This window comes from Prevotella sp. lc2012 (assembly GCF_900107065.1).
GTDB lineage: Bacteria > Bacteroidota > Bacteroidia > Bacteroidales > Bacteroidaceae > Prevotella.
In genome coordinates, this window is sequence record NZ_FNUF01000003.1 from 1 (window position 1) to 14,089 (window position 14,089).

The window sequence follows — 14,089 nt, forward strand, 5'->3', positions numbered from 1 at the left end:
TATCAGGGCTATCCGTGCTGGAGGATTGCTCCCATGGACTCCGTGGACCTGTACCTGGAAGACTATCGGGTCTGTCTTGACACCCTGGCGATTGTAAGTAAGCAGGTATACATCCTGGTGACCAATCCGGACAGATGCTATGAAAGGGATGTGACCGCCTATCAGTCCAGATACATCAATCACCAGAAATGGGCAATCATACCTGTCGGTGACGGCATGTGCAAGATCATGAACAAGCAGACGGGCTTGTTCTGGGAATCCCGCGTCGACAAGCAGACTGGCAAGGAGATCCTGGTACAGAACTTCTATTCTGGAAAGGACACGCAGAAATGGAAGATCACCAAGAAAGAAAAGAACCCCTATGCCCGGTCATTCTTCAGGATCGGAAATGCCCAGTCTGAGGCTGTGCGGGTGACGGATGCGATGGACCTGTTCGTGCCCGCTAAAGCCAGAGGCAGTGTAACTCCGAGTCTGGCATCATTATGCCGATACCGTACAGGACCCTGTAAGGACGAGGCCTCCTACGTAGCTGCACTATCCAGATATATGGGAATTCCCGTGGCCATAGATTTCACGCCACATTGGGGAAACCGCACCAACAACCACACATGGAATGCCCTAGTACTACCTAATGGAAAAGCGACACCCTTTTACATGGGATATGTTCCGGGAGATACGACCCAGTTCACACATAGTCCCGTCTATCTGAAGCCCAAGATCTACAGATACCGCTTCGAGGTTAACCAGAAGATCGTCGATGACATGAAAGGTGAGAAGAGCGTCCCTGAGTTATTCCAGTTTCCGACGTTTACAGATGTCACAGACGAGTATCTGAATACGACGGATGTGGTACGTGACATTCCGAAGGAGTTCCGTGACAGTAAGATCGCCTACATCTGTGTCAACGACAAGGAGCACTGGATCCCCGTTCATTATGGCAAGGTATCAAGGGGTAAGGTTACATTCACGTCTATGGGACGTAATATACTGTATTCCGTCTGCATCTATCAAAATAGCAGTTTAACTCCTATCGGGAATCCCTTTATCCTGAAACCAGACGGATCGATCAGAGAAATCGTATGCAACAACTCCAAACGCCAGACGATGACGTTACTCCGCAAATATCCTTTCTTCGCTCAGTTTGATTCCTTCAGGTATAGAATGAATATGGGAGAGTTCCAAGGGAGTAACGTCAAAGACTTCTCACAAAGCACGGTCTTGTATCAGCATCAGGGATATACAGATGCCTATTGGTATGAGCTGGAGTTGGAGAACGCTGGGAACAAATACCGGTATCTTCGCTATATTGGCGACAAGGACTCCTATTGCAACATTAATGAGATAGAGTTCTATAACAGCAAAGGCCAGAAACTGACCGGCAAGATACTTGGCACTCAGGGCATGCCCGGTCACACGAAGGAGACCGTCTTTGACGGCGATATCCTGACAGGATTTAACGGAATCAGTCCCGATGGCCATTGGGTAGGACTGGAACTGGCTCAGCCGTCTGACGTGGCAAAGATAAGGTTCATACCCCGAAATGACGGTAACTGCATCGAAGTCGGTGATATTTATCAATTACTTATGTATGATAGTGGGAGATGGATTGAACTGACGGAGTTACAGGCACAGAACAATAAGATTGTGCTTGAGGATATGCCAAGTGACGGATTGTACCTATTGAAAAATCTCACGAAAGGCATAGAGGAACGTATATTCACCTATGAGAATGGTGAACAGATTTGGTGGTAAGGATAGATAATTGAGAGAATGATATAAAGTGTCACATGGCATTTTATATCATTTTCTTTGCTATTTGTAACCATAAAACCCGTCTTCGTCTATTGTCAACTCATTGTCAACTCTAATACTTGGATATACACATCCCATGTTGTATATTTGCTTCGAAAAAACCGAAATATTAACTATTCATGACGACCGCCTTAACCGCATTTTTGACATCTGATGCGTTCGCGAGTCCAAAATAAATGTGAAGAGATGAACGATAAAAAGAAAACAAGCCAAGACATTCTGGCCTGGACAATTAGATTGTTTTTGTATTTGATGCTTATTATTCTCCCCTTTGCACCACATCTGTTAGATATTAGTGGAGAGGGAGAGAAGGCAATGGGACTTTCTTTGTTGGTATTCCTTTCGCCTTTAGCAATTCTAACTGCAATTCATTTCTTTTCTCGGTTTAATTGTATACACATCACCAAACTAGATATCTGTGTATTTCTGTTAATATGCTATATACTACTACAATCACTCTTTCTTCATCATCTGACAGGACAGCATATCATTCTGGGAGGTTTACTGTTATTATATGCTATCATAAGGTCTTTGGGAGCAGAATCCATCAAACAACTTACCACTATTCTCGTAATCTGTGCTGTTGTTCAAGCCTGTTATGGACTGCTCCAATTATTTGGAGTGGCCAAATCACAGAGCTCCTTATTCAACATAACAGGCAGTTTCTACAATCCTGGACCTTTAGGAGGATATCTGGCTATGATATTTGCGATTCCGTTAACAAGCATCATCAGAGACGGTAATCTGCTCGATGCACATCAACAATCATGGAAGAAGACAATATATTATTTCGGAGTCATTGTTACGGCAACTGCCATTATATGTAGCCAATCACGAGCCGCGTATGTCTCCATACTACTGACATGCCTCATACTATTTTATCCCGCAATACGAGATTACATCGTGAAACTGACAAAAACCAAGAAATACCTACTCTACGGCACTGGAGTATTGGTTGTACTTATTCTTTCTGTCTGCATCTTTAAATACAAAACAGTATCTGCTTTTAGCAGACTGTATATCTGGGGAATAACAGCATCGATACTTGACAAATCAAATATATGGTTCGGAGTGGGATACAACCATTTTAATCCAGCATACATGAATGCACAAGAAATGTATTTCAGAAACAACCCGATGTCAGGCTACTCTGATTACGCTGATAATATCGCATTCTGTCTGAATGAGCCTCTCCAAGCATTGGTTGAACTAGGAATCATTGGTTCACTTATATTACTAACAATCATCTATTTTATATGGACAGTACGTTCAGGATCTAATAGGTTTTTATTACAGATAAAGTTGTGTCTGTTTAGTATTCTTGTTTTTTCATGTTTTTCTTATCCTTTCCATACCATCATCATAACGTTGAACATGTGCATTTGTCTAGCTTTTATCTCTACATTATCAGCCAAAGACAATCGTCACATAATATTATCATTCAAGTTGAACAAAATTGGCAGATTAATATCGGGCATACTGTTCCTTTCCTTAAGCATCATAACAGCATGTTACGCCAACGAGCTTGCAAGTTCGCTGAAGGATTGGGGAAAAGCAAATTACTATTACCATGACTACAGGTATAAAGAAGCAATACCACACTACAAGAAAGCAAATGCATTCTTTAGTACAGACGGTAATTTCCTAAACAATTATGGGAAAGCCTTGTCGTTGGCTCAAAGATACGAAGAGAGCAATACGATCTTGCATCAAGCGACACAACACACCATCACCTCTTTTTCATATACAACGATGGGACAGAACTATGAAATGTTAGGAGACATGGCATTAGCAGAGACCTATTATTGGAAAGCTCATTGGCTAGTTCCATCAAAAGATTATCCGTTATATCTATTGTTTAAGTTATATGACAAAGAAGGGGATTCTACAAAAGTAGTGGATATGGGATACAGGATTCTCCATAAAAAACAGAAAGTGCCTTCCATCGCTTCAGAGCAGATAAGAAAAGACATTACAAACATTATAAATAAATATCAATGAAAAAGAAACTCTACAACTGCATTTTGATACTTCTATGTGCAGGGGCTTTCATTGCCTGCAAGAGAAGTACTGTTATCACTATTAGTAATCCACAAGAAGGGAAACTTCATGCGACTCGTTCTTTAGTTGAAAACGGGGAAAAAGTGTTCGAATTAGACTCTGTGTCTGCACCCAAGGCTGTTTACATGCAGTTCTGTAAAATCGGTGGGAGGGATGTCCTTTCTTTCTTAAATAGATTCAATTCTTCTATTTATTTTTATGATTATAATGAAGGTAGTTTATTAGGAGTTTATAATTTTGGAAAGGATGTTGTAAAACCGGGAGCCTATTATATCGTCAATGAAGACAGTGTCTACGTGCTTGATATGGCTAAGATGAGTTTAACGTTATTCAATTACAAACAAAACGTTCTGTTAAATGATATCTCCTTAAAAGGGAAAGAGGGCAAAGATTGGCCTATCAAACTACCCCAATACAATCTCTTTACATCCAACCCCATTATCAAGGTGGGCAATGAACTTATCATGACAGGGCAATTATTTTGGTCAATACCAGCCAAGGCCATCCAAACATTCCACTTTTCTGCAAGCATTGGAATACAGTCTAGAAAATTGAAGTTTGAGCATTGTTATCCAGAAGAGTTATATGGCCACGATTCTAACTGGGAAGGAGGACACCCAACGGCTCCCCATGCAACAGTATCGCCTGATGGAAATTTGGTATATAGTTTCCCGCCATCACATGACTTGTATATTACGGCACCACATGCCGACTCATACAAAAAAGTGTATGGAGGAAGTAATGATGCTGGCGATGTCTCATCTATTGATTATCAAAACAAAGAAGAGACCCCAGAAGACATCATCTCGGAGAATTACGTGATGCAGGATATGTATGGCCCGATTATATATGACATATATCGCGGCGTCTATTATCGTTTTTTGTTGAAGAAAGTCACAGACAAACGAAAGAGCAACTCCGTACCTGACAAGGATATTAATATCGTAATCATGGACAAAGATTTCAATTATTTAGGAGAGACAACTATAGGAAACGGGAAAAAGTGGAATATTCAAAATGCTTTTATAACGCAAGAAGGTCTGAATATCGAGCATCTGTCACCTGAGAATCAGGACGAAGATCATATGGTTTTTAAAATATTTCAATTAAAATAATGTACATTATGAAGAATTTATCATTTTGCTTATTGCTATTCTTTAGTCTGATATTTTATTCATGTAACAGTGAAAGGCAAAAAGAAATAGACTTTATAGATAATGTCCTTTCCGAACATGTAGACCTCTCTAATTACAACTGGCTTGTCATTATACCAGGTGTAGGTTGTAATGGGTGTATCCAAGAAGGTGAGTATTTCTTAAAAAAACATGTATCGGATAAAACCATTGGCTTTGTACTGACCAATATCAGCTCCCTTAAAATCTTACAACAAAAGACGGGATTAAAACTCAAAGAGCATGATAATATATATGCAGATACAGATAATGCATTCATCGTACAGACTCACAACTCTATCTATCCTTGTGTTGTTGAAATCAAGGATCATCATGTCGCATCACTTGAGTTCCAGTCCCCTCAGACACCCGCATTACGTAACCTCGAAGAAATCTTATTGAAATAAAAAGGCGAGGAAAGACCTCGCTATTATCAATTAACTAATAAATATTACAATGAAGAAAAAAATTATTATGGGCGCTGCAGCATGCATGATTGCTGCTCTGTCTGTTGTTGGTCTGAATGCCAACAAAACAAATTCAAGTAACGTTACCATGAGTGATCTAGTGATGACATCAGATGCAAATGCAGATTGGGGTGGCTCCACTTGGATTGCAGATGGGCACAGAGTCTTTGGCTACGGTTTCTGCATCTTCAGGATGGATAGTCATGACTGCGATCCGTACGCAAACTAATAACCATAGCAGAGGGTGCTTGAAAAGCACTTCTCTGCTATTTCGTTTCTAATAATAGAATGAGATAGAGCGTATGAAGTCTGTCGTAATATCCATATTGTCCATGATGTTTTGGGTTTGCCAAGTGACGGCCCAGACCACAGACATGCTGTATATATTCCCGAATAAGGATATATATGAGACTGGCGAGGATATGTGGTTCAAGGCATATCTGATGGACAGGCAGACTCTGGCCTTGTCGGACAGAAGTCAGACGCTCTATCTGCAGGTGAGGAGTGAAACGGGTAAGGTGGTATGGAGCGAGAAATATCCCCTGACATCGGGACGAGGTGACGGGCATATCTATATCGGAGAGAATTGGCTGCAGGAAGAATATTATCTGGAGGGCTATACTCGCTCTTCTTTCACAACGGACAGCACGACAGCCATCCATCCTCGCAGGATTCGAGTTGTGGACAGGGTGACGCAGATGGACTCCATCTCATCTGAGGCGGTAAAGCGCGATTCCATAGAAAGACAGACAACAAAGCACAGGTTTGACCTCTTCCCTGAGGGGGGACAGCTGATTGATGGTATCAATGCCTGCGTGGCATTTAAGGCGACATATGGGAAAGGTTTCCCTGAAGATATATCAGGAAAAGTGATGGAGGACGACAGGGAGATAACGGCCATCCGCAGCCTGCATGACGGGATGGGAATGTTTGCCATCACACCACGATGGGGGAAAGACTATAAGGTGATTCTCTCAGATGGCAGGACCTACCCGCTTCCTGCCATAGAGCGTACAGGCATGGGACTTCGTGTCTTACGCAACAACGAGTCTGGCATCACGGTCGTTGTATCAGCATCGGACACCATCGCACGGCCGTTTACTATATTGGCCAAGATACGCGGTATGCTCTGTTGCACTGCGAAAGGAGTAGTCAAAGGACAGCAGATTGTCAGGATGCCCAAGGAGAGATTCCCGATGCAGGGCATCGCAGAGATCACATTGACAGTCGGGGACAACCTGTTCCCTGTAGCTGAACGACTGGTATATGTCAATCCTATACAACGGCTGAACATCACTGCACATACAGACCGTCAGCAATACAACAGGCGTGATGAGGGAAAGGTCTGCCTGCGAGTAACAGATCATGGAGGCAAGCCGCTCAAGGCGGAACTGGCCGTAAGTATCTTCGACAAGGCCTATCTCTATCTTCCAGGACATGAGAATATCCTTTCGCACTGCTATCTGTCAGAAGAAATACGGGGTAACATCTTCAATCCCTCCTATTATTTTGACGAACGGAACGAAGACCGCCTGCAGGCTCTCAACCTGTTGCTCATGACGCAAGGCTGGAGACGCTATGTCTGGGACAAGGAGCCTGCACAAGGACGCCCGTTGCTAACGGACGGGGTGAGCGGAAAGGATCTCGTTGCCAGAACGCAGTTCATCCAGGTATTCTCGCCTCAGAGTGATACATGTCTTGTGATGTCGGATTCCATAGGCCGATTTGAGATTATACCTGCTATGATGGACGCGATGCGAGGGAATATCTACTTAAAGCCAATGGCGAAAAGTCCCAAGCCAAAACTATCATTAGTCAACCCGTTCGACAGCATCAGCTATCATCAACAGGGCAGACCGAGGTATCTGCCGCAGAACCACATCTTTGAGACAGCCAACGGAGAACGCGACATTACCAACGCCTTCGGGACTGTCGTACTGAAAGACGTCTACGTAACAGCCAAACGACGTTCACCTTATCGTGATAAGGTGACGGGTTATCTGGATAGCCTTGCCATCATGGCAAGCGGAGAATGGGTCTGTAAACATGGGGGACAAATGTACCTTAACGATTATCACGGTTACACGCACCATCCTGAAGACTGTTTCTGTCCACCGAGTAAGGTAGAGCATCTAATGCCCAAACGAGGGGAAATATACAGAGTCATAAAATACGTGCCAGGTGGCCGATATTTAGTAGACATAGATATGAACGATCCTCCTCATGACATCGTATATAATGGCCCCCAATATACAGAAGAGGAGTTGCTAAAGAAATATGGAATGTCGAAAGCACAAGGCTATTACCCACGACGTGAGTTCTATGAGCCTGACGTCTTTGACCTCTCCTCCCCCACGCCAGACTCTCGGAACTCTTTACAGTGGAAGCCCGCCATACCGACCGATGAGAACGGTAAAGCAGAAATCACTTTCACTGCCTCAGACGTTAACACCGAGTTCATTGGCATCATCGAAGCCATCGATGGTACAGGACTCATGGGCTATCAGACATTCACATTCAGAATCATCAGGAACAAATAGATGATGAAACACGAAAAGATAACAGAGAGAGAAAAAAGCGGGGAAAGTCCTCGCTATTAATTCATTTACCAATAATTTATAAACAATGAAGAAAAAAGTATTATTTGGTGCAGCAGCATGCATGATTGCAGCTCTGTCTGTTGTTGGTCTGAGCACCAACAAAGCCAACTCAAGTGACGTCACACTGAACGACATGGTGATGACATCAGATGTAAATGCGGAATGTGCCCCTCCTCACTGGTTTGGTGAAGGGAAATGTATCGGTGGTTGGGTATGTATCTTTTCATACTATTCTGGTGTAAACAACTGTGATCCATACACATCTCGTGATTTCTAATTATCATAGCAGAGGGTGTCTATATAGCACTCCTCTGCTATTTACACATCTAAAGACCAAAAGCCACTAAACATATAGAATATAAGTTCTTTTTTTCAAATGTTTGCTATGACGAACAGCATAATATGAGAAAAAGTGTTCTCTATTAACGCATTAATGGAATTGTATTTATACCGTCAGACTTTCACACTCAGAATCATCAGGAACAAATAGATGATGAAACATGAAAAGATAACAGAGAGAGAAAAAAGCGGGGAAAGTCCTCGCTATTAATTCATTTACCAATAATTTATAAACAATGAAGAAAAAAGTATTATTTGGCGCTGCAGCATGCATGATTGCTGCTCTGTCAGTTGTTGGTCTGAACACCAACAAAGCGAACTCAAGTGACGTCACCCTGAGTGACCTAGCGATGACCTCCGATGTACATGCGGTATGTGCAGACGATGACCCATTCGGGTGGAAGTGGTTTGGCGAAGGAAAATGTATAGCTGGTTGGATCTGTATCTTCTCATACGGCTCTGATACAAACGACTGTGATCCATATAAATCTCATGATTTCTAATTATCATAGCAGAGGGTGCTTGAATAGCACACCTCTGCTATTATATTTCTGACGAACGAGCATAACAGGACGTATGAAAGCACTGACGATTAAGAATTGCTTGAAAGTTGTATATTTGAGATAAACAAAAATATTCACATTACATAAATAGAAAAATGACACTAAGATCTTCTTTTATCGCTATTTCCCTACTCATCCCAACCATAGGCATGATGGCCCAGAGTAAGACTGATTCCGTACAACATCTGAAAGAGGTAACAGTCACTGGCGTCCGCCCTCTGATCAAAGCCGACCTTGACAAATTCACATATAATGTCGCATACGATCCCGATAGCAAGAGCCAGAGCATTCTTGAGATTCTTCGCAAGGTTCCGATGGTGAATGTCGAAGGTACTGATCAAATCAAGGTAAACGGGAGTTCAGACTTTAAGGTCTATGTAAACGGAAAGCCCAATACGATGATGAGCAATAAGCCCTCTGAGATATTAAAGGGTATGCCCGCCTCAACAGTAAAAAAGATAGAAGTGATAACAAACCCAGGTGCCAAATACGACGCAGAGGGAGTGGCAGGCATTTTGAACATTATCACGGAGAGCAATATCCGTCTGGAAGGTTATAATCTGAATATCAACGGAGGAATGACTACTGTAGCACAGATGGCCAGCATATCAGGCATCATGAAAGTGGGGAAACTGACAGTTTCTGTTTCAGACGGTTTTACTTATGCCAAACCACCAAAAGGGTATCAGGAAACAGAGCGTACCACCTTTGGTGCAAATGCCAGTTCGATTCTTGCTAATTCCACCTATAAGTCAAAAGCTCCAGTACACTACTTTGAGATGGAAAGCAGCTACGAAATCAATAAGAATAATCTCCTGAGCATTTCTGCTGGAGTTGAGAATTACACATCAAAGAGTTGGAATGACATGAGTACTGTTTCAACTCTCCTACCTGATTATCAGATGTATTCTTACTCAAACTCCCACTACGCCCGAAATAAGATTAACGGATACTATGCAGGGGCTGACTTCCAACATTCTTTTGGCGAAAAGGGGGGAAACATCGTTTTTTCCTATCGTTATATGTCAGCGCCATCAAATACTGATGGGTCAAGTATCTTTAGCAACATATCTGATACCAATAATACACTGATGCTGACAGACATGCAGACTAAGACCGATCTTGGAATACGTGAAAACACAGGACAGATTGACTACACCGTCACTCTAAAACGACAGCATACTTTCAGCGTCGGGACCAAATATATCCACAGAACAAACAAAGCCGATAACGCTGAGTATACTCGTCCCGCAGGGATGGATGGAGCATTTGCCCTAGACGCTTATAGGAGCATCGACTACAAACAGACAACTGATGTCGCAGCAGCCTACACAGAATACAATCTGAGACTTAAGACCCTATCATTCAAGGCTGGTGCCCGATATGAACATTCCTCTCAGAAGGTTTCCTATCCAGGCGAGAATCTTTTAGGTCGGCCAGACTTCAAGGTAGACTTCAACCATCTCGTCCCCAGTCTATCCGCAGGTTATAGATTAGGAAACACCCAAATGGTCAGTCTTGCCTATGCCATGAGGATCTCCCGCCCAAACATCTGGAATCTCAATCCTTATGAAGACAAGACATCGCCAACAGTCATCAAGGTAGGTAATCCCGATCTGGAGACGACCACATCACATGGGTTCAGTCTCTCATTCAACGATTTCCGTCGCAAAGGAGGTTATAATCTGCAAATAGGCATGGATCTGTCAGACGATGGCATTACTGAGTATTCTAGTCTGAATGCTCAGAAAGAGATGGTGACAACCTATGGCAACATATTGAACCGCAAGAACACCTATCTGAACTTATTCGCACGATATATGCTCACTAAGACTACCAATCTCTCGGTAAACGCAAACGTAGCCTATACAGACTTTAAGAGTTCAATGGCCCATCTGCACAATCATGGTTTCACAGGCAATGGTAACATCGGTATACAACAGCGTCTTCCTTGGCGAATGACCTTGTCTGCCATTTGCGCATACTCCAGTCGTAGTCTTGATGTGCAGGGATATAGAGACGGTAACACTATGTTCCGTCTGATGTTGATGCGCTCATTCCTGAAAGAGGATCGTCTCACCATCACGCTTTATGGATATAACATCTTCACGAAAGAGCTCCGTATAGACGATATCACAGAGATGCCGGACTTCAGGAATCGTTTCACTTCCATCAGACGCGATTACCGCAACCTCGGTATCACTGCCAGTCTGCGATTGGGTAAGCTGAGGGAACGCGTGAAGCATGCCTCCAAGAGTATTCAGAACGATGATGTCATCCAAGAGGGCAATCCAAGAACTGCAGATTAAAATATCTATAACATCAAATAAGTATGAAGATGAAGTCAAAATATCTGATATTTGTCTCGATTGTCCTGATACTCCTTTCATGTAACGAAAAAAAAACCGTGTATCAAGACAAAATAGAGTTTCCGTCCGACGTGACGGCATTTATGTCTGGAGACTGCGTATACGAAGAGAGTGTATCTCCTGAAATGAAAATCGTCATTTATGCCGACTCATCTGGGTGTACTGGATGTAAGTTGGAATTAGACATGTGGAAGTTCTATATGGAAAGTATTTCTCAGAAATACAATGATAGAGTCCTCTTTATGTATTATCTTCAGCCTCGGGACAAAGACGAGTTACTGTTTATTCTAGAAAATGAGGAATTCAATTATCCTGTTTATATTGATATGGGCAATCAGTTTGGGAAATTGAACAGTCTTCATGCCGATGAAGTATTCTTACTAGATAAAGATAATCATATTCTATTGGCAGGTAATCCGCTTGCTACGACAAAAAGGAAAAAAGAATATGAGGAAGTTATACAGAAGTATCTGAACGAAAAGAAATCATGAGAGTCAACTCCAAGATCGTGTCGCGATATATCAAGCGTCTTACAATTCTTATCCTTGCACTTTTCATTCTATACATGCTAAGTGTCATCTTCCTTTTCGCAACATTCAGGGTTACTAGCGAATCCATGAATCCTGAATTACAAAAGAATGATTTCCTCATCGTATACAAGCCGACATTGGGTGCGAGACTATTCAACGTCTTTGCCGCAATTAAGGGAGAAGATTTTCATGTGTATCGAATGCCAGGATTGCGCGATTTCAAGAGAAACGATATTGTCGTATTTAACTATCCCTACAAGGAATGGGATACATGGGACCATATCACGTTGAATCTGAAAGAGTATTACGTGAAAAGATGTATAGGACTGCCTGGTGATTCTATTCTTGCCAAAAACGGAATCTTCGAGGTCCTGGGGGTTAATTGCACATTGGGTAACTACAGTATGCAAGACAGAGCATCTGGAAGCAGTTTTGACTCTATCCCTCGACCATCATATATTGACGATTGCGACCTTGGTTGGAATCTACATGATTGGGGGCCTATCTATGTCCCAAAGAAAGACGATTCCATTCTCATAGATAAGAACAATTATCACCTGTATAAGAAGATCATTGAGTGGGAAAGCGATCTTCCGATAGATAGTCTGTCAGAGGGGATACAGTATCGATTCAAGCATAATTACTATTTTGTTGCTGGAGATAACACCCTTCATTCTATTGACTCCAGATACTGGGGACTTGTGCCCGATGATTTTATCGTTGGAAAAGTTTCATTTGCAATAGGAAACTCCAAGAAATCATTCCTACACATAATTTCTGATTTCAGACGAGTAAAATGATGGCTTTGTCAATCCTATGAGAGTTGACAGATGACAGAGTATCTGGGAAATGGTGGCTGTAAAGTGAGACTTTCCTCCGGGGAAAGTAGGAGTTTCCCCGGAGGAAAGTCTGAGTCTTCGCGGTAGGTGTTTCCTCGCCACGAAGTATCGGCCTATAGAATTCCCTATTTATTGGCGAAGCGCTCGGCCTGCTGACGAATGAGTTCAGCATCGTTGAAGTAGTCGATGCGCATAGCCTTGCGGACCTCGTCCATGGTCTGTGCACCAACCTCGCGGGCCTGTTCCGTACCCTTCTTCAGGATATTGTAAATCTCAGGAATATCCTTCTCGAACTCGGCACGACGGGCACGCATGGGCTCCAGGAACTTGTTCAGTACCTGATTCAGGAACTTCTTGCACTTCATGTCACCCAGACCGCCACGCTGGTAGTGAGCCTTCAACTCGTCAAGGTTCTGGTATTCCGGCCAGAACTCCTTAAAGTCGTCATCGCATGAGAAAGCATCGAGATAGGTGAATACTGCATTGCCCTCTACATGACCAGGATCATTCAGGTTCACATGAGTAGGATCGGTGTACATCGAACGAACCTTCTGCCATACATCGTCGGCAGAATCTGAGAGATAGATGCAGTTGCCCAAAGATTTCGACATCTTCTCCTTACCATCGGTACCTGGCAGACGACGAGCCGTAAGGTTCTCAGGCAGCATGATATTCGGCTCCACAAGCACCTCGGCATATGTCTGGTTGAAACGGCGCACAAGCTCACGGGTTACCTCCAGCATCGGTTCCTGATCCTCTCCTGCAGGCACGGTCGTTGCCTTGAACAACGTAATATCGGCAGCCTGAGAAACAGGATAGCAGAAGAAGCCGAGAGGGATATTGGCCTCGAAGTTACGCATCTTGATCTCCGTCTTCACCGTAGGATTACGCTGCACGCGACTCACCGTGATCAGGTTCATCAGATAGGTAGTGAGTTCTGCGAGTTCGGGTATCTGACTCTGGATAAAGAGGACACACTTCTCGGGATCAAGACCTGCGGCGAGGTAGTCGAGTGCCACCTCTATGATATTCTGACGGATCTTCTCAGGATTATCGGCATTATCGGTCAGAGCCTGTACATCGGCCATAAAGACAAACATACGGTCGAAATCGCCCTGATTCTGCAACTGGACACGACGACGCAGTGAGCCGACATAATGTCCGAGATGGAGCTTTCCGGTGGGGCGGTCACCGGTCAATATCACTTTTCCCATTGTATCTTTTGGTCTTTAATTTCAAATTTGACTGCAAAGGTACAAAATAATTAAGAGTTAAGAGTTAAGAAATAAGAAAAAAATGTTGGGACAGGAAAAAAACTCATATCCCCCACCTCAGAG

12 protein-coding genes are annotated in these 14,089 nt (G+C 43.1%); 11 read left to right on the top strand and 1 reads right to left on the bottom strand.

All coding sequences use genetic code 11. The features are described 5' to 3' along the window. From BLU99_RS06585 to lepB, 11 genes are all read left to right on the top strand, one after another. Positions 1 to 1,752: RICIN domain-containing protein (locus BLU99_RS06585; RefSeq protein ID WP_144006102.1), on the top strand; the 1,752-nt coding region annotated here is incomplete at its 5' end. Positions 1,753 to 1,998: 246 nt separating this feature from the next. After that, positions 1,999 to 3,813, top strand: coding sequence for an O-antigen ligase family protein (locus BLU99_RS06590; RefSeq protein WP_176771067.1), 1,815 nt, complete (start codon positions 1,999 to 2,001; stop codon positions 3,811 to 3,813). Continuing rightward, complete coding sequence (locus BLU99_RS06595; protein ID WP_091900420.1) at positions 3,810 to 4,988, top strand: DUF4221 family protein; 1,179 nt, start codon at positions 3,810 to 3,812, stop codon at positions 4,986 to 4,988. Before BLU99_RS06590 ends, BLU99_RS06595 begins: the two co-directional genes overlap by 4 nt. 8 nt (positions 4,989 to 4,996) lie before the next feature. Then, the gene (locus tag BLU99_RS06600; protein ID WP_144006103.1) at positions 4,997 to 5,452 is read left to right on the top strand and encodes a hypothetical protein; all 456 of its coding nucleotides are present in this window, start codon (positions 4,997 to 4,999) and stop codon (positions 5,450 to 5,452) included. A gap of 49 nt (positions 5,453 to 5,501) precedes the next feature. Then, complete coding sequence (locus BLU99_RS06605; protein WP_091900422.1) at positions 5,502 to 5,741, top strand: hypothetical protein; 240 nt, start codon at positions 5,502 to 5,504, stop codon at positions 5,739 to 5,741. Positions 5,742 to 5,886: 145 nt separating this feature from the next. Further along, positions 5,887 to 8,052, top strand: coding sequence for a hypothetical protein (locus BLU99_RS06610; RefSeq protein ID WP_144006104.1), 2,166 nt, complete (start codon positions 5,887 to 5,889; stop codon positions 8,050 to 8,052). An 85-nt stretch (positions 8,053 to 8,137) separates the two neighbouring features. Next, positions 8,138 to 8,389: a hypothetical protein gene (locus BLU99_RS06615; RefSeq protein WP_091900424.1), complete on the top strand. Its 252-nt coding sequence runs from the start codon at positions 8,138 to 8,140 to the stop codon at positions 8,387 to 8,389. Positions 8,390 to 8,687: 298 nt separating this feature from the next. Further along, positions 8,688 to 8,954 carry a hypothetical protein gene (locus tag BLU99_RS06620; protein ID WP_091900425.1) on the top strand — a complete coding sequence of 89 codons (267 nt, stop codon included), beginning with the start codon at positions 8,688 to 8,690 and terminating at the stop codon, positions 8,952 to 8,954. A gap of 155 nt (positions 8,955 to 9,109) precedes the next feature. Next, positions 9,110 to 11,323 (top strand): TonB-dependent receptor domain-containing protein, encoded by a 2,214-nt coding sequence (locus BLU99_RS06625; RefSeq protein WP_091900426.1) that lies wholly within the window; start codon positions 9,110 to 9,112, stop codon positions 11,321 to 11,323. A 23-nt stretch (positions 11,324 to 11,346) separates the two neighbouring features. After that, positions 11,347 to 11,874 (top strand): hypothetical protein, encoded by a 528-nt coding sequence (locus BLU99_RS06630; protein ID WP_091900427.1) that lies wholly within the window; start codon positions 11,347 to 11,349, stop codon positions 11,872 to 11,874. Next, a complete protein-coding gene (lepB, locus tag BLU99_RS06635) occupies positions 11,871 to 12,713 on the top strand; it encodes a signal peptidase I (RefSeq protein ID WP_091900428.1) in 843 nt (280 codons plus the stop codon). Before BLU99_RS06630 ends, lepB begins: the two co-directional genes overlap by 4 nt. A 164-nt stretch (positions 12,714 to 12,877) precedes the next feature. Here lepB and trpS read toward each other — a convergent pair whose 3' ends face one another. Next, the gene (trpS, locus tag BLU99_RS06640; RefSeq protein WP_091900429.1) at positions 12,878 to 13,966 is read right to left on the bottom strand and encodes a tryptophan--tRNA ligase; all 1,089 of its coding nucleotides are present in this window, start codon (positions 13,964 to 13,966) and stop codon (positions 12,878 to 12,880) included. Between the last annotated feature and the right edge of the window lie 123 nt (positions 13,967 to 14,089).